Raw genomic sequence first — 24,191 nt, 5'->3', positions numbered from 1 at the left:
TCAAATGTCCTTAATACAGAAAACTAGAACATTATGTATGAAAAGAACAGCGGATAAAGGCAGGACGAAACAAAACGTGCATTTTGATTCAATTAATGTTGAAATTGACATCAAACAAATTACAAGTCAATAGCTAAGTATGATCACTGTTATTTCACCTGCAAAAAATTTAGATTACGAAACACCAGCCACGACCGATAAATTCACTCAACCTGAATTACTCGAGCACAGCGAAGAGTTAATGTCAGTTTGCCGTGATTTAACACCAGCGCAAATTGGTAGCCTAATGAAAATCAGCGATAAACTAGCTGGTTTGAATGCGGCACGTTTCGCCGAGTGGTCACAGCCATTTACGCAAGACAATGCAAAACAAGCCGTGCTAGCCTTTAATGGTGATGTATACGGTGGCTTAGATGCGCAAACTCTAAGCGATGCTGATTTTGATTACGCACAGTCGCACTTACGTATTTTGTCTGGTCTTTATGGTGTGCTTAAACCATTAGATTTAATGCAAGCTTACCGCCTTGAAATGGGTACTAAGTTAGAAAACCCACGCGGTAAAAACTTATATGAGTTTTGGGGCAGTGTTATCGCCGAAAAGCTAAATACAGTGCTTGTTGAGCAAGATAGCAAATACTTGGTAAACCTTGCTTCGAATGAGTATTTTAAAGCGGTTGATAAAAAAGCATTAAATGCACAAATCATCACTCCACATTTTAAAGACTGTAAAAACGGCCAATATAAAGTGATCAGCTTTTATGCGAAAAAAGCCCGCGGCATGATGGCACGTTACATCATTGAAAATAAAATCACCCAATTAAGTGATTTAAAAGATTTCACCGTTGCAGGTTATTACTTTAGCAGCGATGCTACGGCAAAAGAATTAGAGCCTGTTTTCTTACGGGAAGAGCAGAACTAAACTTTTAGTAAAATGAATTAAAACAGCCGTGCTAAGCACGGCTTTTTTGTGCTTGTATGAAACTGGCGCTTATTTTGCAAAACAGCAGTTATGTTTCTTAATGTATCAGGTAGTCGCATGTTAAAAATACCAACTGTCGGTGAAGCCGAAAAGCTTATAGAAGAAAAGCTCGGTGGCTGGGTTGATATCATCATAAGCCATATCCCTAACTTTATTGTTGCAGTAATCATTACTATCGTGTTTTCACTGCTGGCACGTATCGTTGGTTCAATGCTTAGAAAGCTATTACGCCGTTCGTTAGAGTCTTCACAAATAGCAGATTTAATGTCATCGATAGTAAAAGTCATCGTATTATGTGTAGGCTTATTTGTAGCCCTTGATTTCTTGGGCCTCAGAGGCACGGTCACCTCATTACTAGCTGGTGCGGGTATCGTAGGCCTCGCTATTGGTTTTGCCTTTCAGGACATGACAGAGAACCTTATAGCGGGTATTGCCATGGGTATTCGCAAACCATTCAAAACGGGTGATGTGATTCGCACCGAAAGCGTGTTTGGTACCGTTAAGGCGATTAACCTTAGAAACACCCTCATTGAGAACTTTTATGGGCAACTTATCTTAGTGCCTAACAAGATTCTATTTAGAAATATACTCAGTAACTACAGCACCTTAGGTGTGCGTCGTATCGAGGTACCAGTAGGTATTTCGTATGCCGATGACCCCGAGCAAGCCGCTGAGGTGATTGTTAAAAAAATCAATGAGTTTGATTTTGTGATTAAACAAGAAGAAACCGCCGTTTATGCCGAAAGCTTTGGCGATAGCAGCGTTAACTTACTAGTTTGGTTTTGGATTAAATACCCCGGCGAAGCAGATTTCATGACCGTTCGTCACAAGGCTGTTGTGGCAGTTAGAAACGCCCTAAGCGAAGCTGATATGACCATCCCATTCCCAATCCGCACGTTAGATTTTGGCATCAAAGGCGGCGAGAAATTAAATGCCATGATAAGCGAAAAACAGCAAGATAAAGACGCTGAGGCACCGCAAACCGATAAGTAAAATTTACTGACTCATCGGCGTGATTTACACAGGGAAGTGTGTTTGAGGTGGAGTTCATTCGCAAAGAAAGTGATTAGTAATTAAAGTAAAGTTATTTGTTATTTCTCATATAATACTCAAACTCCTCTCTACTTATATTAGCTATTGAAAAGTTTGGTATAACTTGCTTTGTTGCAGGTATAGCTCTCGTTTCCGGAGGGAAATGCCAAATATTAAAGTCATTGTTCGGCATTGTATCGTATGCAAGAGAATCCCAACCTAGAATACTTGCCATTTTACTTATAGCTATTTTCTTAGCTAGCTGCATTTGTGCCGAAGGATTAAAAAACAATTGATAACTACTGTTAACTGCGCCAGTTAATATGTCTACTGTTTGTAAGCCCCAGTGATATTTAGAATCTTCCATTGCAACATGATGTACTTTTGAAGATGTTGGCAGCTTCGCTAACATATGATTTGTTACTATCTGCATTACTTCATTTTGTTTTGAATAAGAGCTAGATTTTTGATCTGCAAAAACAGTTATTTTTGCATTTTTCGAACGGCTACTCTCACGGATGAGGAAATCATAAGTCGTGTAAAAAGCTGTCTCCTCATTGCTATGCCACTTTCTATATGGTTGCTTATATACTGCTATAGCATGAAATGAAACAGGACTGGTTAATATGAATCTCAGTATATCTATACATAAATTTATCTGACCAGCACTTTTCCTAACTTTTTCCCATTTTATTTCACCTTGTAGACCACTTTTATCGTAAATGTCAGAAATTTTTTGATTGAACTCAGCGAAGTAGTGCTTGGGAATGGCAATTATACCTATCGTGTAGCAGGGACATCCTTTTGAGGTTCCACTTTCATCGGCAAATGCAAATATTTCATCCATGACTCAAATTCCTTTTGACTCTCAATAATTTGGTTGTTTATAAATTGTACAAATGAATAATAAAAACATTTTTAACAAATTAACTAAGGAATTACTACCGGAAAGTTATCTTCGTAGCTGATGTTCGCGCGAAATGAATTTTACGCCTACGGTGAGCCGTATCTGACTTAGCGCTTAAAATTTACGGCTTAAAGCTTTTAATTAATGCGGTGGTTTTTGCTCCGCTTCAAGTTTTAGTCCACGATTATTCCCCTAAGCGAGGGGATTATAATTAAAGTAGACACCTGTTGCGCAGCACGCTACACTTTAGCAATGATCAAGACATTCAAACATAAAGGCTTGAAAAAGTTCTTCGAGACTGGAAGCAAAGCAGGGATTCAAGCCAAACACGAGCGCCGTTTGAGAATGCAACTAGCCGCGATAGATACCGCTTCGATTATTGAAGATATCGATTTACCTGGGTTTAAGTTGCATCCATTAAAAGGCAATCGTGATGGTGTTTGGTCAATAACTGTAAATGGTAATTGGCGAGTAACATTTGAATTTAAAGATGGTAACGCCTACATATTAAACTACGAGGATTATCACTAATGACTATGCATAATCCACCGCATCCGGGTGAATTTATTTCCGATGTATATATGGAGCCTTTCGGTTACAGCTGTAGATTTGTCGCGAAACAATTGGATGTCTCACCTTCAACTCTTAACAGAGTCCTTAAGGGGCAGAGCTCAATTACTCCTGAAATGGCATTAAGATTATCTAAGGCTTTGGGTAGAAGCCCTGAAAGTTGGCTATCGATGCAGGATAATTATGATCTTTGGCAAGCTAAGCAAAATGTTAACCTAACCAAGGTACACCCTATTAGTTTTGCAGTAGCGTAATGAGAATAATCACAAGCTTGCTGCTACTTTGGCTGTTCTCCTGAAATTTCTTGTGTGTTATTTATAAGAAATAAGCCATCGCGCAAAATAAATTTCACGCCTACGGTAAGCTATTTATGGCTTAGAGCTTGAAATTTACGGTTTAAAGCTGGGTTCCCGTGTTGGGTTTCGCTGCGCTCAAACCAACCTACCTTAAAGTTTTGTCCTACAAAAAAAAGCGCAAGCAGTTTAACTGGTTGCGCTTTTTTATTTATTCGGTATACCAACGATTAGTGAAGAATACGTGCTCTGATAGTCCCTTCAACTGCACTTAGCTCTTTAAGAGCGACTTCAGATTGGTCTGTATCTACATCAATTACTACGTAACCAATTGATTCATCAGTTTGTAAGTATTGAGCTGCGATATTAATGCCGTGCTGTGCAAACGCTTGGTTAATTTGCGTTAGAACACCTGGGCGGTTGTGGTGTACGTGTAATAAGCGGCTGCGGTTTGCAAGTTCAGGCAGTGATACTTCAGGGAAGTTAACCGCCGTAATGGTTGAACCATTATCTGAGTACTTAGCAAGTTTGCCCGCTACTTCAATACCGATATTTTCTTGTGCTTCTTGAGTTGAACCACCAATATGCGGAGTCAAAATCACGTTATCGAACTCGCGTAGCGGTGATACGAACTCTTCATCATTTGATTTTGGTTCTACAGGGAACACGTCGATTGCTGCGCCGCTCAGCTTTTTATCACGAAGTGATTCTGCTAGAGCATCAATATCAACAACAGTGCCGCGAGAAGCATTGATCAAGATGGCGCCTTGCTTCATTACTTCAAGCTCTGCCATACCAATTAGGTTCTTCGTTTGTGGTGTTTCTGGTACGTGTAAGCTAATAACGTCAGCACGTTGTAGTAACTGAGTTAGGTTATGAACTTGCGTTGCATTACCCAGTGTTAGCTTGTCTTCGATATCGTAAAACTCAACGTTCATGCCGATATTTTCAGCCATGATACCTAGCTGTGTACCAATGTGGCCGTAACCAATAATACCTAAGGTTTTACCACGAGCTTCAAATGAGCCGTTGGCTGATTTTAACCAACCTCCGCGGTGCGCTAGGGCATTACGTTCTGGAATACCACGAAGTAATAATAAGATTTCACCAAGCACTAATTCTGCAACAGAGCGGGTGTTTGAGAATGGTGCGTTAAATACCGCAATACCACGCTCACGAGCACCTTGCAGGTCTACTTGGTTAGTACCGATACAGAAGCAGCCGATTGCGACTAGCTTTTCAGCTGCTTCTAATACCGCTTCATTAATATGAGTGCGAGAACGAAGGCCTACAAAGTGCACATCTTTAATGCGCTCAATGAGCTCGTCTTCAGGTAAGGATGTTTTTACGTAATCAATATTACTGTAGCCATTACGCTTAAGCGTTTCTACAGCACTTTGGTGCACGCCTTCCAGCAAGAGAATTTTAATTTTGTCTTTTGCTAACGATACCTTACTCATATCCTCATTCCTATTTACTTTATTTGCGGCCCGTTTTTGGTGCCGATAATGACTTTATCTGCGCCGCGATGGGCAAATAAGCCGTTTGTTACTACACCAACAATCTGGTTGATTGTTAGTTCTAATTCTTTGGCGTTGCTGATATCTAAATTGTGCACGTCTAATATGACGTTACCGTTATCTGTTACAACACCCTCACGGTAAACAGGGTCACCGCCTAGTTTTACTAGTTCACGAGCTACATAGCTGCGTGCCATTGGGATCACTTCAACCGGCAGTGGAAATGCGCCTAATGTTGTAACTTCTTTAGATTCATCAACAATACAAACAAATTGTTTTGCTACCGCTGAAACGATTTTCTCGCGTGTCAGCGCTGCACCACCGCCTTTGATCATCTCATTGTGTGGGTTGATTTCGTCTGCGCCATCAACATACACATCAAGGCTTGATACATCGTTTAGTTCGAATACTTCAATACCCAGTGCTTTTAACTTTTCAGTTGAAGCCTCAGAGCTTGAAACCGCACCAGTAATGGTGTTTTTTACTGTATCAAGTGCATCAATAAAGTGATTCACTGTAGAGCCTGTACCTACACCAACAATGGTATTTTCATTTACAAACTCTAGAGCTGCCCAGGCAGCGGCTTTTTTTAATTCATCTTGCGTCATAATTATGTGCTCAGTTAGCTGTCAGAGAGGGCCTATAGTATACAAACAGTTTGCTTACCATTGGTAGATTTTCTCTGGGGTTATAATGTGTTTTAACGGTACATCCCACGACTCAATTGGCAATGCTGAAACATGCTGACATTGATGGGCAAGGCCTATCAAAATCGGTTTTTGCCAGTTTTCTTGGTAATACCGAGCCAACGTTTTGTCATAAAACCCACCGCCCATTCCTAAACGGTTACCTTGATCATCAAATGCCACTAATGGCATAAGTAAAATATCAAGCTTGTCTAAAGGACATATTTGACTGCAATTTAACTTGGGCTCCAAGATACCATAGCGGTTTGCAGTCATGGGTGAATTTTCTTCATACCTCTGAAAGTATAAAGTTGTGCCATTGAAGGGGTGGATGATAGGCAGATATAAATGCTGCTCTTGCATCCATAATTCTTTAATTAACAATGAAGTATCTAATTCGCCATCATTGCTAAAATAAATGCCAATATGGGCATTTTTAGGTGTTTTTAGTGATTTTAAGTGTTGAGTAAAATTCACTTTTAGCGCAATGGCTGCATTTTTTTGTTGTTCAACAGTCAGTGAATTGCGCTTTTTTCGAATAGATTGTCTGATTTCTGCTCGTGTGTTGCTCATGTCAATATTAGTGTTAACTTTAGTGTTAACTTTCTAAAAAGGAGAAAAGTTCAGGAAAAAGCTCCACTACACCCAAAATGATCAATAACACTATGACCATGGCAATAAGCGAATAGAGTAGGGTGTTTGAGCGTTTTTTAACGGGCTCTGTTAATTCGTCTTCAAGTAGCAAGTCATCTTCTTGCCAGCTATCGTCGCTATCAGCAACGCTGTTATTTTCAAGCTCAGGTAAGCGTTGCTCTAAGTCATCAAGTTTTTCTTCTAGGCGAATAAGGCTACTGGTGATGTAATCGAGGGCATCAAAAATACGTTCTTCACGCTCTTTGGTCTGTGCATCTGTATTGCTTGATTGGTTGCTGGTGGCTGCTTGGTTTATCGGTTGGAGCTTGGCTTTAATGCCAACACTTGCGAGTAATTTTGCTTGTTTTAGTGCTTTATCTTGCTCGCTTGGTGCAAATAATGGCTTATGCTCAAACAGGGTTGCAACTTTGTCTGTTGTTGTTTTTAGTTTTGCAGCTAATTGTTCTGTTGCTTGTGCTTGGTCGACACCGGCTTCAAGCCCTGCAAACATTACGCGAAATTTTTCTGCCATTTGCTGATTATCCAAATCCTTAAATCAATGACTTGAGTATATACCCAAAAAGATTAGTGGAAAAACAAAAGCCCGTATAAAACGGGCTTTTTCTATTATGGATTTGCAAATACGCTGTTTAGTATTTTGCTGCTTTGCCTTCGGCTGGTAGTGATTTAAGGATGAAATCACGTAAGTCGTTATTTGATGACTCTAAATCAGCATGACGTAAATACATCATGTGACCACTACGGTAGCCTTTAAAGCTTAAGCGCTCTTTCATTTTGCCGCTTGGATCTAACTGCCACATTGTGTATTTAGCATCAAAGTAGTTTGTTGCACCGTCGTAGTAGCCAGATTGAATCATCACGTTTAAGTATGGGTTTTGTGCCATTGCTAAACGTAAGTTTTCACCTGTGTTGTTACCTGAGCGGTCCCAAGGGTGCACATTACCAAATAGGTTATATTTGATATCGGTTTTGTAGTTAAGCTCTTCACGTAGGTAATAGTTAATTGCAGGCGTGAATGAGTGTAACCATGAAGTAAGCTCAGCCCAGTAATCAGGTGACTCACCTGCATCACGTTTGTCGATACCTAAATAGCGAGAATCTAAACGGCCTACAGTTTGGCCGCGCTCGCGCAATAGCTCTTTCCAGAAGAAGTTATTTGGGATATCAAGGTTATTTTGCTCAACAAACTTTTCAGATAAACCTGCGTATTTTGCCGCTTGCTTGATAATGGCACGCTTTTCATCAGCAGGTAAGAAACCACCTTTAGCAATTGCAGGTAAGAACTTATTCACGGTGAATTGTTCAACTTCAGGGAGTAACTCGTCTAAGTCTTTTGCTTGTAAGTCTGCGCTAAGTGCTTTGTGGTACCAAGCGGTTGCAGCAAAGTAAGGTAGGCGGTTAGCAGCTTCTACAGGGCCTTCGCGCTTAATACCAATCTCAGTTGGTGATACTAAAATAACACCGTTGATGTACATCCATTGGCGATTTTGTAATTCGTGAGCAAGGCCAGATACACGAGTCGTACCATAGCTCTCACCAATTAAAAATTTAGGAGAGCGCCAGCGCTCGTTGCGAGAAACAAAGGTATTTAGCCACTCTGCTAAGTATTTGATGTCAGCGTTAACACCAAAGAACATTTTTTGTTGATCTGATTTACTTGGTAGCTCACCTTTTTCGTTTTCAAGAACACGTGAATAACCGGTGTTAACAGGGTTGATATAAACAATATCAGCCACGTCTAAAATTGAGTAAGGATTATCTTTTACGCCATAAGGTTGAACAGGGTAGCCTTCGTCATCAATTTTTAATACACGCGGTCCAGTATAGGCAAGGTGCATCCATACTGACGCAGAACCTGGGCCACCATTGAACGAAAAGACTAATGGGCGTTTTGTTCTATCGTCTACTTTGTCGCGGGTATAATAAGTATATTGTAGCGTTGCAACCGCATCGCCTTGCTCATTCCAAACTGGTTGTGTGCCTGTGGTTGCGGTATATGAAAAGCGCTCACCATTAATGCGGGCTTTGTGTTCTGTCACCACTTTACTGTCAACGTCAATACGACGTCCATTATCAGCAAAGCTTGGAGTACTGAAGGCCAGTGTTAATGCTGTCACTGACAAGCCAATAAAACTAACAAGTTTCATGTTGATTCCTTATTATTCGAATTGCAGCTATTAAAAAGTAAAGCCAACTCGATGACAAACTAATGAGACTAGTCACCAATATTAGCTGTTAAATAAAAGAAGAAATGCAGGGTGAGTTACAAAAAAGTGCACTTTTTAGTAAAGATAGCTTGGTTAAATATTTAGCTAGATTAAAAAATGGCGTATATTGAGCAAGTTTATAAATGGTATACCCAAACCACCTCAAGATGCAGAATTCAGCGTTTCACAGGTGCTTAATATCAAGGCGTTACTTTGCAACAATGGCAGTCCCTTTTAAAAAGTAACAACGATGAGAGTAAGTGCCTGTGAAACGCCCAACGGGTTGGTTTAAAAGCGATTTATACTGCGTTATTGATTTTAACAATAGAACCACTATTACTTGCAATCAATGCCTTGCCTAAATCGCTTTTAATTCCAACTGAAACTCGCACCTTGAGGTGGTTTGGGTATATACACGAGCTTAAGAAAGAGAAGTTGCAATGCAAAGAGTGTTAGTTGTAGAAGACAGTAAAGTAGTACAGCAAGTGTTACGGCATTTAGCAGCTCACTACCTTGATGTAGCTGTTGACTTTGCGTGGTCCTTAAAAGAGGGCGTAAACTATATCGCTAAGCATGACTACACATTAGCTTTGGTTGATTTAACATTACCTGATGCGATGAACGGCGAAGTGGCCAGATATACCCTCTCAAAAGATATTCCTACCGTGGTGCTAACATCTAAAATTGATGAATACATTCGTCAGCAAATGTTAGAACTAGGTGTGGTTGATTACGTAGTTAAAGACAACCGTGATTCATATCACTACGCGATTAAACTTGTTGCGCAATTGCTTAGAAATCATGGTTGTAAAGCGTTAGTGGCTGATGATTCGGTGTTAAGTCGTACTTTGATGAAGCAAATGCTTGAAAAGCAGCTTTTCAAAGTAAGTGATGCGCAAGATGGTGAGCAAGCACTACAAATGCTTAAAGACGACCCAGAAATTAAGTTATTGCTAACGGATTATGCGATGCCAACAATGGACGGCTTTGAGCTTGTTAAAGCGGTACGTAACTTTCGTGGCCGCGATGACCTAGCAATAATTGGCCTATCAGGTGCGGGTAAGCATGGTTTATCTGCGCGGTTCATAAAATATGGAGCTAATGACTTTTTAACTAAGCCATTTATGAACGAAGAGTTTCATTGCCGTGTGATGCAAACTATGGAGCAGTTGTCATTAATAGCCGATATAAAAGAAAGTGCATACCGCGATCATCTAACTGGTTTGTATAATCGACGTTATTTTTATCAATATGCTGAAAGAGTATTAAAAAATGTAGAGCAAGATAACGTGCTTGCCCTGCTTGATATCGACTTTTTTAAGAATATCAATGATCAGTTTGGTCACGAGGCGGGTGATCAGGCATTAAAGCAAGTAGCTTCATTTTTGAAAAGAAAGTTTGATGATTTTACAGTTGCTCGTATTGGTGGTGAAGAGTTCGCTGTAGTATTAAACAATATGGATCTCGAGAAGGCTCAGCCTAAGCTAAATACGTTTCGTGAACAGTTAGCTGAGCACGCCTTTTCAATTAATGGTGAACCTTACTCACTAACGATGAGTATTGGTATAACAAAATTCCATAAAGTATCCCTCACAGCTGCAATGCGCACCGCAGATAAAGCCCTTTATCAAGCCAAGCAGCAATCGCGAAATTGCTTAGTTCAACTATAGTTGTGTTAATTGCACCAGCGCAGGTTAATTGTTAAAAAAATGCACCATTAGGGTGCATTTTTTTTGTTCAAAAACGCAGTTTTGTTTTTAACTTATTGAAAGGATTAAATAAAAAATAGTGGCATAAAGGTTGGATTGTATAAGTCAACAGGATAACAATAAGCGTCCGAAGGGGGCCACTATGAAAATGATTAGTGCAATAATAAAGCCATTCAAACTTGATGATGTGCGTGAAGCATTGGCTGATTTAGGCATTGAGGGGATGACAGTTGTCGACGTTAAAGGCTTTGGCCGTCAACGTGGTCATACTGAGCTATATCGTGGAGCTGAATACCAAGTCGATTTTATTCCAAAGATCAAACTTGAAATTGCAACTCGTAGCGAAAATTGTCAACGCGTTGTTGAAACCATCACAAAAATTGCTTCAACAGGCAAAATTGGTGACGGCAAAATTTTTGTTTACGACTTAGACCAAATCGTTCGTATCCGTACGGGCGAACTTGATGAAGAAGCAATTTAAGGGGGAATTATGGAAAACACTATCGTAGAGTTGAAGTTCTCACTCGACACTTTTTACTTTTTGATGTCGGGTGTTTTAGTAATGTGGATGGCGGCTGGTTTCGCTATGCTTGAAGCAGGTTTAGTTCGTGCAAAAAATACAACAGAAATTCTAACTAAAAATGTTGCACTATTTTCTATTGCTTGCACTATGTTTTTATTAGTGGGTTACAACATCATGTATGTTGATAACGCAGAAGGTGGTTTCATCCCTTCATTTGGCGCATTAATCGGCACGCAAGCTGCTGATGCTGATCACTCTTTAGAGTCTGATTTCTTCTTCCAAGTTGTGTTTGTAGCAACAGCTATGTCAATCGTATCTGGTGCGGTTGCAGAGCGTATGAAGTTATGGGCATTCTTAATTTTTACTGTTATTTTAACCGGTTTCATCTACCCAATCGAAGGTTACTGGACTTGGGGCGCGGGCTTTTTATCAGAAATGGGCTTTGTTGACTTCGCTGGTTCTGCAATCGTTCACGGTGCAGGTGCTGCGGCAGCGCTAGCAGGTGTGCTTTTCTTAGGTGCTCGTAAAGGTAAGTACGGTAAAAATGGTGAAATCTACCCAATTCCTGGTTCTAATTTACCGTTAGCAACATTGGGTACATTAATTCTTTGGATGGGTTGGTTCGGTTTCAACGGTGGTTCGCAACTACTTGTTTCTGATGCTGAAAACGCAACAGCAGTTGGCAAAATCTTTTTAAACACTAACGCAGCAGCAGCGTGTGGCGCAATCGCAGCACTATTTGTATGTAAAGTGTTATGGGGTAAAGCTGACTTAACAATGGTTCTAAATGGTGCATTAGCAGGTCTGGTAACGATTACTGCTGAGCCAGCATCACCAACACCATTACTTGCTTGTTTACTTGGTCTATTAGGTGGCTCACTGGTTGTATTTAGCATCGTTGCACTTGATAAAGCGAAAATCGATGACCCTGTAGGTGCTATCTCTGTACACGGTGTGTGTGGTGCATTAGGTATTATGCTAGTGCCACTTTCAAACTCTGATGCAACCTTTGTTAATCAATTAATTGGCTTAGTATGTATCTTAGGATTTGTATTCATCGCGTCATCAATCGTATGGGCAATCCTGAAAAATACCATGGGTATCCGTGTTACCGAAGAAGAAGAACTAAACGGTATGGATCAACATGACTGTGGTATTGATGCTTACCCTGAGTTTGTTTCAGTTCGCAGTAACTAATCTTAGTGCGTGCAATAGCACGCACATAAAAATATCATTGTGTGTTCAAATCGAAGCTCTACTTAGGTAGGGCTTTTTTGCGTTTAAATAAGTCTTTTCTGATAGGCGAAATAGTCGTTTTTTGACTATGCTTTTAATTCTGAATCAATAAGGAAAAACGATGGATAACAAACTCTTGCTTATAATTATTTCGCTGTTTTTACCGCCTGTAGCGGTATTTTTGAAAGCGGGTGCTGGTAAAGACTTAGTAATTAACATTATTTTATGCTTTATCTTTTTTATACCTGCAGTGATCCACTCTCTTTGGTTGTGTACACGCTAGTCGAGTTTAAGTGACTGTTAATTTTACAGGTGTTAATATTGCGCTGTTTAGGGCTTAATCCTGTAAAATTAACTGACCAATAGCGAACTCAATGGCTGATAAAAAAACTCCTGCAAAAAAGTCGTCTAGCAAACCTAAAGCGGCATCAAAAAAAACTACTGCTAAGCGCTCACGCACACCTCAAGTGCCTGCTAAAACAAGTTTATTGAGAAAACTTTGGTCAATTTTTTGGAAGCTTTCACTCGCAGTAATAGTTGCCATGGTGCTGTATCTAATTTATTTAGATGCAAAAATCACTCGCCAATTTGAAGGCAATAAATGGCAGTTACCTGCACAAGTATATGCCCGCGCAATGAGCTTTTATCCCGGGCAGTATTTGTCTCAGCAAGAGGTTATTTGGGAGTTAAACCGTTTAAATTACTCATCTGTGAATAAACTAAGCCGTACAGGTCAGTATGTTAAATCAGCAAACAGTATTAAAGTGTACCGTCGCGAGTTTGAGTTTTATGATGGCCTTGAAGATGCACACGTTATTGAGCTGCGTTTTTCAGGGCAGAAATTAGCAACTATCAAAGATAAGTTTGGCCGCCGTTTAAACAATGCTCGATTAGAGCCGGTTCAAATAGCTCGCATTGGTAATGATTCAAAACAAGACCGCGAGTTTGTACCGCTTGATAAATTTCCGCCGATGCTAAAAGATACCTTGCTGGTGGTTGAAGATCGCAATTTCTATCAACACCATGGTGTATCTGTGTGGTCAATTATGCGCGCTTTATACAGCAATATTAAAGCCGGACGTACAGTGCAAGGGGGCAGTACTTTAACCCAGCAATTAGCAAAGAATATATACCTTACCCGTGAGCGTTCACTGGTGCGTAAGTTTAATGAAGCGCTTATTGCCTTGATATTAGATTACCGCTACAGCAAAGATGAAATTTTAGAAGCCTATCTGAATGAAGTGTATTTGGGTCAGTCTTACAATCAAGGCGTGCATGGTATGGGCCTTGCCGCTGAGTTTTATTTTTCAAAGCCTGTGGATGAGCTTGAATACGACCAAATCGCGCTATTAGTCGCTATGGTAAAAGGGCCATCGTACTATAATCCGCGCCGTTATAGTGAGCGCGCAATGGAGCGCCGTGATTTAGTGCTGCGCTTAATGGTTGAAAACAAGCTAATTGATACCCGTGAGTACCGCGCAGCATTAAAGCGCCCTATTGATATTGCACCAATGAAAGACAGCTTGCAAAAGTCGTATCCGGGTTACTTAGAATTAGTTAACCGAGAATTAAAGCGCCTGCTACCTGATCAGCAGGTGTTAGATGCTGGGGTGCGTGTATTCACTTATTTTGACTTACAAAAGCAAACGGCCATGGAAGAGTCTGTTGAGGCAAGTCTACCTTATCTAGAAAGACGCCCTAAAACAGAAGAGCTTGAGGCAGCGATGATTTCTGTTAATGTCGAAAAAGGTGGAGTGTCGGCGCTAGTTGCAGGCCGTGACGTACGTTATTTTGGTTTTAACCGTGTGCTTGATACCAAACGTAATATTGGCTCATTAGTTAAGCCAGCAGTTTATTTATCGGCATTTGAAAGTGGTCAGTTTAATGTTGCCACGTTGGTGGATGACTCACCGCTGCAAGTGACTAATGAGCAGGGTAAAGTGTGGCAACCTGAGAACTTCGACAAGCAGTTCCGCGGCCCTATGCCTCTTTATAAAGCATTTAGTAACAGTATAAACATTCCCGCCGTTAACACGGGTCTTGATGTCGGTGTAGATAAAGTCGCTGATACCTTGAAGCGTTTAGGTGTAGAAGGGCGTATTGATCAATATCCGTCGTTACTTTTAGGTGCACTTGAGCTTTCTAGTTTTGAAGTGGCGCAGCTTTATACAACGCTTGCTGCTGATGGTCAGTACCGTGAATTAACGTCTATCTCAGCCCTTACAGACTCAGTAGGTAAAGTGCTTTACAAGCATGATGTCAGCTCACAAAAACGCTTTGATGACGCATCAATCTACATGACGAAATATGCAATGAAGCGCGTGACTAAAGATGGCACGGCTAAACGCCTAAATGCACATTTCCCATCAATTCAGCTTGCTGGTAAAACAGGCACTAGTAATGATTTACGCGATAGCTGGTTTGCTGGTTTTGATCAAAACACCGTGACCGTTGCATGGATTGGTCGCGACGATAACAAGAGCACGGGTCTGACAGGCAGTGTTGGCGCACTAGAGACCTACATTCGCTACCTTAAACCACTCAACCCTGAAGCCATAGCGGATACTCGTCCTGCATCAATCCGTTGGGCCTTTATTAATGAAGAAACTGGTCTGCAAGCGCCTCCGGGTTGCGGCAAAGTGGTGCAGCTACCCATACGTGCAAGCGAGTTTGAGCCTAGACCTAATTGTCAGCGCTAAACTTGGCCATTGAATCATTTAGCTCAACACAGAGTTGAGCTAAATTTTGTACGCTATTCATTGCCATAAGTGCGCTTTTCTCTGTGTCTCTGGCAAGTTCACTGACATCTTCAGCGTGGTGTAAAGCGTTTTGAATTGCAGTGCCTTGCTGATTGACTTGAACTGCTATTTGCTTTCCTTGCATGCCAATATCAGACATTGATGCTGCGACAGCTAATAAATTATTTTTAGTGTGCTCTGCACTTTGTGAACCTTGTTCCATCTTCTCTACGCTTGCTTGCATTTTATCTTGTGTTAGCTTTGTTGCGGATTGAAGTGAATTAATAATTTGGTGGATCTCATGAGTTTGTTGTTGAGTGCGTTTTGCAAGGGTTCTTACTTCATCTGCAACAACCGCAAAGCCTCGGCCTTGTTCACCAGCTCTAGCTGCTTCTATCGCAGCATTCAAAGCTAGTAGGTTGGTTTGCTCGGCAATTTCATTTATACCATTACTCACGCTACTAATCGCTTGGCTGTCTTTAGCAAGTAACTCTAAGGCAGCAAGACCCTCGTTGAACTCTTGTTGTAAATGACTCATGTGCGTGGCTAAATGTGCGCTTTCATCAGCACCTTTTTGTACTTTTTTGGCTGCAGATGAAGCTAAATCAACGGCTTGAGAGGCAGACACCTCGACATGTTCGGCAGCTTGGCTCATTTCTGATAAAGCTTGGCTAATAGTTGACACACTTTGTTGCTGAACTTGTACATCTTGACTGGTTTTTTCAGAGTGACTCGTCACTGTATCTGTGGTTGTTATGACACTGTTCGTAGTGTGCTTGACTTCATTTACCATCAAAGAAAATGATGCCAATACATGATTAAACTCTTTTCCTATTGAGGTTAACTCATCTTTACCTGTTAACTTTAAACGCGCAGAGATATTACCTTGCGCGGCACTGTTAGCGGTTTCTGAAAAAAGCTTTAGGGTATCAACTACTAAGCGATAAAATCCAAGCATCAAGTAACTGGCTATTATTAAAGATAATAGAGCAGCAGCGATAACAAGGTACAAAATGAATTGTTCATTGTTTAGCTTATAACTAATGATACTCGTAAGGGCAGGCTCAGTGTCAGCAATGTACTCATCTATACTTTGGTTTAAATTCGCTTTAAGGCTCAAAAATTGTGCTTTGCTTAATTCTATCGTATCAGGCTCCAACAGCCTTTGGTTAACTTGTTGCGAAAACTGAGATATGTTTTCTAGTAATGTTTCAGCACTAGGAGATAGTTGCTCTTTTATTTTATTGTCTTGTTGGAAGGCAATGGATAACGCATCTTTAAATTGCCCAGATAACTGGGGCATCGCTTTAATTTGGTTTGATAAAGCAATAAAGCTTTCTGGCGTAAACTTACCTTGATTTAATACTTTTTCAGCACTTTGGTAGGTGCTATTAAGATGGTAAATCAAGTTAGGCAAATGGGTGACTAAAGTACGATTTAAGTAATTAATAGTGAGGTTTTGACTAACAGCTAATTGCGACTCAATTGATACTGTTTCAAGTATGTTTTCTTCACTCGATGCATTGTGAGCATAACCTAAAGTTTGGGCGGAATTCAGCATGGCTTGTTGCTTGTTATCGACAAGATACGATAACAGCAAGCGGTAACTACTGATGCCTTTGTATTGTTGTTTTGAAACTTGGATATTTTCATTTAACAGACTTATTAGAAAAAATAAGCTCAGACACAGAGGAAAAACTAATAAACTAAACAATAAAGTAATTTTATGTTTGTACTTAAGTTGTGCCATTAAATTAACAGCAGGTGTTATGAGTCTATTCACAGTTTTCTCGCTAAACAATACTAGTATAAAAAGAATAGACCGAAAAATAAGATATTTTCATTCAAATAAAAAAAGCCCTCACACTTTCATGTGAGGGCTTTTTCAAAATAATAGCTTTTTACAGCTTCGCGAATGCGCGCTCTGCGGCTGCAATGGTGTCGTTGATCTCTTTTTCAGAGTGTTCAGCGCACACAAAGCCTGCTTCAAACGCCGAAGGAGCGAGATAAACACCTTCTTCTAGCATTAAGTGGAAGAACTTTTTGAAGCGTTCTAAATCACACTCAGTCGCTTGTTGGTAGCTAGTTACTTTTTCTTTATCAGTAAAGAAGAAACCGTACATACCACCTGCGTAGTTTGTTGTAAGTGCAATACCTGCTTTTTTCGCAGCGGCTTCAAAGCCTTCACAAATTGCTTTGCTCTTTGCTTCAAGCTCGTCGTGCAGGCCGTCAGCACTTAAAAGTTCTAAAGATTTTAAACCGGCAGCCATGGCAATTGGGTTACCTGATAATGTGCCCGCTTGATAAACTGGACCAACAGGTGCGATGTAATCCATGATTTCTTTCTTACCGCCAAATGCACCCACAGGCATACCGCCACCGATCACTTTACCTAAACAGGTTAGGTCTGGTTTGATGTTGTAGTAAGCTTGTGCGCCACCTAAAGCAACACGGAAACCTGTCATTACTTCATCAAAAATAAGCACAGATTTGTATTCATCACACACCTCACGCAGACCTTCTAAGAAGCCTGGTACAGGTGGAATACAGTTCATGTTGCCAGCAACTGGCTCAACGATGATACAAGCAATTTCGTCAGCATATTTTGCGAAAATTGCTTTTACTTCATCAAGGTTATTAAACGACACAGTTAATGTGTGCTTAGCAAAGTCTTCAGGAATACCTGGTGAGTTTGGTACACCCATAGTCAGTGCGCCTGAGCCTGCTTTTACTAGTAGTGAGTCTGCATGACCGTGGTAACAGCCTTCAAACTTTAAGATTTTGTCACGGCCAGTGAAACCACGTGCTAAGCGAATTGCACTCATTGTTGCCTCAGTACCTGAGCTTACCATACGTACTTTTTCGATTGATGGTACTAGCTCTTTTACTTTTTCGGCCATTAAGATTTCAGTTTCGGTTGGCGCACCATAGCTTAAGCCATTTTCTACGGCTTCTAATACCGCTTGCTTAATAGCTGGGTGGTTATGGCCCATGATCATGGGTCCCCATGAACCAACGTAATCGATATAACGGTTACCATCAGCATCAAAGGTAAAAGGGCCTTCAGCTTTAGTGATGAATAAAGGAGTACCGCCAACGCCATTGAAGGCACGAACTGGTGAGTTAACACCGCCTGGGATTGATTCTTGCGCGCGATTAAAAAGATCTTGGCTAATTGTCATGAATAGTCCTATTGGGTTGTCACGTTAAATGAGTTGGTTTGCGAGGGCTCAAAGAGCCCAAAACGAAGCAAGTTAGCTATTACGTTTACGGCTAAACCAAGGCACGTCGACTTCATATTGCTCAACTTTGTCGGCAACATCTAAGGTTAGAGCAAACAACGCCATGCGAATTAACACGCCATTTTGCACTTGGCGGAAAATTGCTAGGTTGTCGTTGCTATTTAAATCGTTATCTAGCTCGTTTGCCTCTAAACGGCTGTCACGAGGGAGTGGGTGCATCAATACTGAGTTTGGCTTACAGTGTGCGTTGTAAATTGCTTGGCTGATACGGAAACCACCACGGTATTTGTTAGCTTCTTCTTGTGAAGGGAAGCGTTCTTCTTGGATACGGGTTTGATACACAATATCGGCCGCCAAGTTGCCTTCCATCTTATCGACTACTTGAATTTTATGACCTGCGTTATCTACAGCATCTAAAATGTAGTCTGGCATTTGTAAGCCATCAGGTGCCACCATAGAGAACTTAACGTCTTTATAATGACAAAGTAATTTAGATAAAGAGTGCACAGTACGGCCATATTTTAAATCACCTACTAGGGCAATGTGCATACCGTCGATGCTTTGGTTGAAGCGACCTAGTTCACGCTCAATTGTTAGTAAGTCCAGTAGGGCTTGTGTTGGGTGCTCATTTGGGCCGTCACCGCCATTAATCACTGGCACGTCACACCCAGTGGCAAACTCAGCAACAGATCCTGCGTCAGGGTGGCGCATTGCGACTGCATCTGCATACGCTGAGATAACGCGAGCGGTATCATACAAAGATTCACCTTTTGCAAGCGCCGAGCTTTGCATACCTGTTGTTTCACGAACCAAACCACCTAGTAAGTTAAATGCTGTACCAAAACTTACGCGAGTACGCGTGCTTGGTTCAAAGAACAAGTTCGCTAAAATTGCGCCCTCTAAAACATTGGTGCGCTTTTGCTTTTTAGCATAAGGCTCCATTTTCTTAGCAACTGCAAAAATACGTTCAATACAATCTCGATCAAGCTGATTGACCGACAGGATATTTTCACCTTGGAAACTTAGCATGGGGTTTGTTCCTAATCATATTTATAGAGCGCTGGCACTCGGTATGGGAGGCCGCATAAATTTGCGCAGTACTATAGCAAATTTTTAACGTTCACAGCAGCAAATTATAAGTTAGGTTTAATAATTGCCAGTGCCACTATAGCTAAAAGGATGAGTACCGGAACTTCATTAAAAATACGGTAAAAGCGATCGCTACGAGTATTGCGATCATGCTTAAAGTCAGCCAGTAATTTAAAGCAATAGCCATGATAAATATAAAGGATAATTACTAACACCAGTTTGTAGTGCAGCCACATGCTGTATCTAAACCAATCACGACCATATTCAAAAATGGTCAGTAAGCCAAATACCAATGTTAAAACGGCAAACGGCGTCACAAAAAACAGTAAGCGGCGTTCCATTACTTTCAGCATTGAGTTACAGGCTTTTTCTTCACTCATTGCGTGGTAAACAAAAAGACGTGGCAGGTAAAAAATACCGGCAAACCAAGCAATCATAAAAAATACGTGGAAGGTTTTATAAACTAATAGCGCAGTCATTTAAGCATCCATTTTAATTGTTATAACAAACTATTGCGTATGGTAAGAATATGTCTGATTTGGTCCCAACGCAAAAGGCCCATAATCTGTTGGTTATCAAGTAGGTTGTAAATATACACCGCACCGCTGCGTTTATCTTTTAGTAAGTCAAAAGCATCGGCTAATGTTGCTTGGCTACTAAGGCCGGCAAGGCTGACATATTTGATGTTACTTTCTTGGTCAGACATCAAACTTAAATCATATTCAGCAAGACGATAGCCATTCTCTTCATCATGAACAATCAGCGGGGTTTGGCTATCAAGGGCATCGAGCGATTCTTTAATTTGTTGTTTGTCGTCACTGTAAAGCAGTTTGAACTGCTCATCCATTTCATCCATCACGCCTACTTTTTGTAATGCTTCTGTGGCAGGCGATATTTGATACTCAAGCCCTTGGAAGTCAAGTTGCTGCATAAAAATAGAGCGGTTACCAAAAAACTGTAATGCTGTGACATAAGCCGTTGAGATCACCAACATGGCTGGCACAATAATCTCGGGGCTTGAGGTTAACTCCATAACCGTAGTGAGTGCAGCAAGTGGTGCGTGTAATGTAGCGGCCAATAACCCAGCCATGCCAAGCATGCTGTAGGTACCCGTGATATCTACTCCTGGGCTAATAAACTGCGCAAAGAAGGCCATTAAGGTGCCCATTAATACCCCAAGCCCAATAACAGGGCCGATGATCCCACCCGGAATACCCAAACCAATGGCAAATAAGGTGGCGAGTAATTTGGCAATCAAGATGGTTGTTAAAAACTGCACATCATCTGGTGATTCAATAGCAATAGTGATGGCGCTCATACCTGAACCCATTGCATGAGGAACCATATAAGCAATTAACCCTGCAATTAACCCTGCCAGTAATAGGCGAGGAAACATGCTAAGCGGTTTAAAAGTGCGGATTATAAGCATCAAGTTTTGGTTAAATGCATAGGCAACAGCCCCTAGTGCCATACCAAATATGATTAAAAATGGGTAATGCCAGCCACTCAATGGGTTCATGGTGATAAGCGCAAGCTCTGAAGCATCACCAAATACAAACTGAGTGGCTAAAGCACCAGTAACCGCAGCGAGCATAATGGGCACAAAAATATGCACTTTATATTCCCTAAGCACCACCTCCATAACAAAGATAACGGCTGCAAGTGGGGTGTTAAATGAGGCTGCAATTCCGGCTGCAACGCCACAACCGGTGAGGGTACGCATTGCATTGTGTGGAAGGTGTAGTTTATCGGCCAGTAAACTGGCACCTGTTGCACCCATATGTACCGACGGGCCTTCTCGGCCCACCGAAAAACCACTGATCAAGGCTAAAGCACCACCAACAAATTGGTTAACCGTGTTATAGAGTGGCATATGACCGTAGTATTTTTTTATTCGATGAATGACAAATGGAATACCAAGTCGATAATGTTTAAATCCAGTTGAAGCTGCAAAAAGGGCAATTAATAAGGCTGCGCCGACTGGTAATAAAACACGTTCAAGAGTAGGAAGCGTAGAAAAGTCATCAGGCTTTTCTAAGAATAAGCTCTGGAAAAACATGATCGTAAGGCGAAAGAATATGATCAGCACTGCCGCAATTAACCCTGCACTCACACCAAGTAAGCACAATTGCACAGATGTTTTAGGCTTTGCTAGTCGACGTCTTAGTCTCTCAAGCCACACGCATATTTCCTCACAGCACTTTTGAGCCGCAGTTTACCAAATCAAACTCACTAAGTCGTTGGCATTTTATATTTTTATCTTCTTTTTGGGAAAATCGAGCTGATTATAATATTTAATGACTGAGCCAAGGTTATGGTTGCATACTTATCACTGTCATAGGAGAGTTATGCTTTTGCTTGTACATGCGCTCATCAGCTTTATTTAATAAGTCGTCAAGTGATTTTGCATCATCAGGATATAAAGCATAACCAACACTTGCGCCTACATTTAAATAACCCACCTCAGATGCAATTGGCGTTGATATTGAGTTAATAAAACGTGTTAGAGCTCGCTCAATCTGATTTTGATTTTCTATATCAGTAATGACGATGACAAATTCATCACCCCCAATGCGTGCAACACAATCTGTTTTTCGGGCTGTTTCAAGTAACCGTTTAGCAATTTCAACAAGCACGAAATCACCAACTAAATGACCATGGGTGTCATTGATGGGCTTAAATTTGTCAAGGTCAAAGTATAAACAACCAACCTTACCACCTGTGCGTTCAACACGGTCAAACTCATGATTAATAAACTTACTTAAAGCGCTTCTGTTTGCAAGACCGGTAAGATGATCTGTTTGTGCCAACATTCGTATCTGTTGTTCAGCCAAAACCCGCTTGGTAATATCAAAATTGACGCCGATCATCCGTTTTCCGTAGATTCTTCCGTCGGCATTGATATAGCGAGTTCTGCCAGAAGATAAAACGATACGAAACTCAGCATGAAATTCTTCATTGTTTAGTATCGAAAGCTTGAGCTTATTTGTAACGTCCTCATAATCATCTGGGTGTAAGGTGCTCGCCCATGTTGAGTAATTGCCTTTAAAAGATGTTTTTGGAATTTCGAACAAGGTATGCATCCAGTCATCCCAGATTAATTCATTGGTTTCAAAGTTCCACTCCCAAATTCCAATGTGTGCTGCATCTGCAGCCATTGACATCCGTTGATGTAAGTTCTCAAGATCTGTTTTTGCTTGTTTTAATTCAGTAACATCTTCAGATACATCCAGTAAGTAGCGAGCTTTTCCTTGAGCGTCTCTAATTGCGAGCTTTCTGGTTCGAAGATAATGCGTTCGACCATTTATGGTCATAGGCTTCTCAGTTACAAAAAGTGTTTCGTTACTTTTTAGTACATCCCTATCTGTTTGAATAAAATTCACGGCGTCCTCATCGCTAAAAATATCAAAGTCATTTAAGCCAATGAGTTGCTCTTTAGTTTTACCTAAAAGTTGCTCACCTGCTTTATTGACATGGCTAAATGTTAGATGCTCGGCCTCTTTTACGAACAGCATAATAGGTAAGTTATCGAAAATTGTTTGTGTAAACGCTTCTTGGTTTTGAATGTCGCTTAGGTCTTTAATAGTTGCAACGTAAGAGCCTGCTTCTTTTTTGCCAATGGAGCTAATTGTGAGAGTGATAGGAAAGTAGCATTTATCTTTACGTAACCCCTTTAATAGGCGGCTCTTATTTGTACTCACGTTTTCTTTTTTTTGCTGTGGGTCGCAGAATATCTCATCTAACTGCGATGATTGTTTTGGGATTAAAGTGTGGATATGTTTACCGATTAGGTGGGTTGGTTCATAGCCAAAAACAGGAAGAACTGCTGGGTTAGCGAATTCAATTACTCCTACATTATTAAAGCTAATAACGACATCTTGAACTGTATTCAGCACGGCTTCAAGTTTGGCTGATAGTAAACTTCGTGCTCTAAGTTCGACAATTCCTAATACGAACAGACTTAGGGCTAATAAGACGGATATAATTAATTTTGCAAGCGCAGCGTTATCATGGCCAGATGTATAAATGGTATAATCAGTCTCAAATACAGTCATTGAAATCATACCAATGTAGTGCATGCTTGAAATAGCACTCCCCATAATGACTGCAACGAGAATGTTTATACGTGTTTGGTTTACCTCACGCTCATTTCTAAAATCATTAATCCATAGTGCAATGCCAGAAAGAACAATTGCGACTAAAATCGATAATGAAAATAACCAAGGTTCATAGGCCATGTGGGCTGGCATCATCATTGCCATCATGCCAATAAAGTGCATACAACCAATACCAGCCCCCATAAGTACACTTCGAAAAACTAGCCCTTTGCCACGCCCAATAGTGGGGGAAAGAACAATATAACTTGCAAAAACGCTTGGCAAAATAGAGATCAAAGTGACCGTGATGTTGTATTCAACAGCGATAGGAAGTTTATAGGCGAGCATACCTACAAAATGCATACCCCAGATACCAATACCTAAAAAGCACGATGCTAACAAAGTCCATACAAGGCTTTCATTTCTTAATTGAGAGCTTTTAATTTTTGCTGATAGTAAAAATGAAATGTAAGAAGCAAAGACCGCAGTAAGTACCGATAAGCAAACGAGTAAACTATCGTACTGCGCAGGGATTGTTTGCGAGCTAGTTAAGCTTGGACTAATGAAATGCAGCTTTAAATGATCTATCACTGTGATGGTCCCTCATCGCATAACTTTTACATGGGTAAAAAGTACTACAATTAAATGTTAGTTCAATGCGAATATGTTAGCCAATCCTATACTAAAATATTTTCAATGGGAGGCGATA

At 40.7% G+C, this 24,191-nt stretch carries 21 protein-coding genes; 9 read left to right on the top strand and 12 right to left on the bottom strand.

Going from position 1 to position 24,191, the window contains the following annotated elements; translation table 11 throughout:
- The first annotated feature begins 139 nt into the window (after positions 1-139).
- Both yaaA and IMPJCBKJ_RS20565 read left to right on the top strand, forming a co-directional pair.
- Complete coding sequence (gene yaaA, locus IMPJCBKJ_RS20570) at positions 140-919, top strand: peroxide stress protein YaaA (RefSeq protein WP_054554249.1); 780 nt, start codon at positions 140-142, stop codon at positions 917-919.
- Between the two features lie 117 nt (positions 920-1,036).
- A complete protein-coding gene (locus IMPJCBKJ_RS20565) occupies positions 1,037-1,972 on the top strand; it encodes a mechanosensitive ion channel family protein (RefSeq protein WP_054554250.1) in 936 nt (311 codons plus the stop codon).
- A 91-nt stretch (positions 1,973-2,063) separates the two neighbouring features.
- Here the strand turns inward: IMPJCBKJ_RS20565 and IMPJCBKJ_RS20560 are convergent, their stop codons facing one another.
- On the bottom strand, positions 2,064-2,858 hold the full coding sequence (locus tag IMPJCBKJ_RS20560) for a DUF3800 domain-containing protein (RefSeq protein ID WP_054554251.1): 795 nt from the start codon (positions 2,856-2,858) through the stop codon (positions 2,064-2,066).
- Positions 2,859-3,170: 312 nt separating this feature from the next.
- Between IMPJCBKJ_RS20560 and IMPJCBKJ_RS20555 the strand changes: the two genes are divergently transcribed.
- Positions 3,171-3,449, top strand: a complete 279-nt coding sequence (locus IMPJCBKJ_RS20555; protein WP_054554252.1) for a type II toxin-antitoxin system RelE/ParE family toxin — start codon at positions 3,171-3,173, stop codon at positions 3,447-3,449.
- Positions 3,449-3,742 (top strand): HigA family addiction module antitoxin, encoded by a 294-nt coding sequence (locus tag IMPJCBKJ_RS20550; protein WP_138618087.1) that lies wholly within the window; start codon positions 3,449-3,451, stop codon positions 3,740-3,742. The genes IMPJCBKJ_RS20555 and IMPJCBKJ_RS20550 overlap by 1 nt, the downstream gene beginning before the upstream one ends.
- A gap of 269 nt (positions 3,743-4,011) precedes the next feature.
- On the opposite strand, the gene serA is transcribed toward IMPJCBKJ_RS20550, so the two are convergent.
- The 5 genes from serA to IMPJCBKJ_RS20525 form a co-directional block, all read right to left on the bottom strand.
- Complete coding sequence (gene serA / locus IMPJCBKJ_RS20545) at positions 4,012-5,241, bottom strand: phosphoglycerate dehydrogenase (RefSeq protein WP_054554254.1); 1,230 nt, start codon at positions 5,239-5,241, stop codon at positions 4,012-4,014.
- A gap of 14 nt (positions 5,242-5,255) precedes the next feature.
- On the bottom strand, positions 5,256-5,909 hold the full coding sequence (gene rpiA / locus IMPJCBKJ_RS20540; protein WP_166341861.1) for a ribose-5-phosphate isomerase RpiA: 654 nt from the start codon (positions 5,907-5,909) through the stop codon (positions 5,256-5,258).
- 54 nt (positions 5,910-5,963) lie between these two features.
- Positions 5,964-6,560 carry a 5-formyltetrahydrofolate cyclo-ligase gene (locus tag IMPJCBKJ_RS20535; RefSeq protein WP_054562325.1) on the bottom strand — a complete coding sequence of 199 codons (597 nt, stop codon included), beginning with the start codon at positions 6,558-6,560 and terminating at the stop codon, positions 5,964-5,966.
- 25 nt (positions 6,561-6,585) lie between these two features.
- The gene (locus tag IMPJCBKJ_RS20530) at positions 6,586-7,152 is read right to left on the bottom strand and encodes a hypothetical protein (protein WP_054554257.1); all 567 of its coding nucleotides are present in this window, start codon (positions 7,150-7,152) and stop codon (positions 6,586-6,588) included.
- A gap of 118 nt (positions 7,153-7,270) precedes the next feature.
- On the bottom strand, positions 7,271-8,788 hold the full coding sequence (locus IMPJCBKJ_RS20525) for a carboxypeptidase (protein ID WP_054554258.1): 1,518 nt from the start codon (positions 8,786-8,788) through the stop codon (positions 7,271-7,273).
- Between the two features lie 500 nt (positions 8,789-9,288).
- Between IMPJCBKJ_RS20525 and IMPJCBKJ_RS20520 the strand changes: the two genes are divergently transcribed.
- The 5 genes from IMPJCBKJ_RS20520 (at position 9,289) to mrcB (ending at position 15,015) form a co-directional block, all read left to right on the top strand.
- Positions 9,289-10,518, top strand: a complete 1,230-nt coding sequence (locus tag IMPJCBKJ_RS20520) for a diguanylate cyclase (protein WP_166341859.1) — start codon at positions 9,289-9,291, stop codon at positions 10,516-10,518.
- A gap of 181 nt (positions 10,519-10,699) precedes the next feature.
- Positions 10,700-11,038, top strand: coding sequence for a P-II family nitrogen regulator (locus IMPJCBKJ_RS20515; protein WP_054554260.1), 339 nt, complete (start codon positions 10,700-10,702; stop codon positions 11,036-11,038).
- A 9-nt stretch (positions 11,039-11,047) separates the two neighbouring features.
- The gene (locus IMPJCBKJ_RS20510; protein ID WP_054554261.1) at positions 11,048-12,277 is read left to right on the top strand and encodes an ammonium transporter; all 1,230 of its coding nucleotides are present in this window, start codon (positions 11,048-11,050) and stop codon (positions 12,275-12,277) included.
- Positions 12,278-12,437: 160 nt separating this feature from the next.
- Positions 12,438-12,599 (top strand): YqaE/Pmp3 family membrane protein, encoded by a 162-nt coding sequence (locus tag IMPJCBKJ_RS20505; RefSeq protein ID WP_082401591.1) that lies wholly within the window; start codon positions 12,438-12,440, stop codon positions 12,597-12,599.
- 91 nt (positions 12,600-12,690) lie between these two features.
- Positions 12,691-15,015 (top strand): penicillin-binding protein 1B, encoded by a 2,325-nt coding sequence (mrcB, locus tag IMPJCBKJ_RS20500; RefSeq protein WP_166341849.1) that lies wholly within the window; start codon positions 12,691-12,693, stop codon positions 15,013-15,015.
- Here mrcB and IMPJCBKJ_RS20900 read toward each other — a convergent pair.
- The 6 genes from IMPJCBKJ_RS20900 to IMPJCBKJ_RS20470 all read right to left on the bottom strand — a co-directional run bounded on the left by IMPJCBKJ_RS20900 (position 14,999) and on the right by IMPJCBKJ_RS20470 (position 24,073).
- The gene (locus IMPJCBKJ_RS20900; protein ID WP_166341847.1) at positions 14,999-16,837 is read right to left on the bottom strand and encodes a methyl-accepting chemotaxis protein; all 1,839 of its coding nucleotides are present in this window, start codon (positions 16,835-16,837) and stop codon (positions 14,999-15,001) included. The genes mrcB and IMPJCBKJ_RS20900 overlap by 17 nt on opposite strands.
- Before the next feature lie 118 nt (positions 16,838-16,955).
- Positions 16,956-18,236 carry a glutamate-1-semialdehyde 2,1-aminomutase gene (hemL, locus tag IMPJCBKJ_RS20490; RefSeq protein WP_166341845.1) on the bottom strand — a complete coding sequence of 427 codons (1,281 nt, stop codon included), beginning with the start codon at positions 18,234-18,236 and terminating at the stop codon, positions 16,956-16,958.
- Positions 18,237-18,308: 72 nt separating this feature from the next.
- A complete protein-coding gene (locus IMPJCBKJ_RS20485; RefSeq protein WP_054554265.1) occupies positions 18,309-19,325 on the bottom strand; it encodes an aspartate carbamoyltransferase in 1,017 nt (338 codons plus the stop codon).
- Between the two features lie 104 nt (positions 19,326-19,429).
- Positions 19,430-19,864: a CopD family protein gene (locus tag IMPJCBKJ_RS20480; RefSeq protein ID WP_054554266.1), complete on the bottom strand. Its 435-nt coding sequence runs from the start codon at positions 19,862-19,864 to the stop codon at positions 19,430-19,432.
- Positions 19,865-19,884: 20 nt separating this feature from the next.
- Positions 19,885-21,567: a chloride channel protein gene (locus IMPJCBKJ_RS20475; protein ID WP_138601775.1), complete on the bottom strand. Its 1,683-nt coding sequence runs from the start codon at positions 21,565-21,567 to the stop codon at positions 19,885-19,887.
- 130 nt (positions 21,568-21,697) lie between these two features.
- Entirely contained in the window at positions 21,698-24,073 is a 2,376-nt protein-coding gene (locus tag IMPJCBKJ_RS20470) for a diguanylate cyclase (RefSeq protein WP_138618079.1), read from the bottom strand.
- Positions 24,074-24,191 lie beyond the last annotated feature (118 nt).

Source organism: Pseudoalteromonas sp. MB47 (assembly GCF_011319765.1).
In the GTDB taxonomy this organism is placed as follows: Bacteria; Pseudomonadota; Gammaproteobacteria; order Enterobacterales; family Alteromonadaceae; genus Pseudoalteromonas; species Pseudoalteromonas simplex.
Note: the sequence above shows the minus strand (reverse complement) of the source record. Positions and strands in the feature narration are given on the sequence as shown.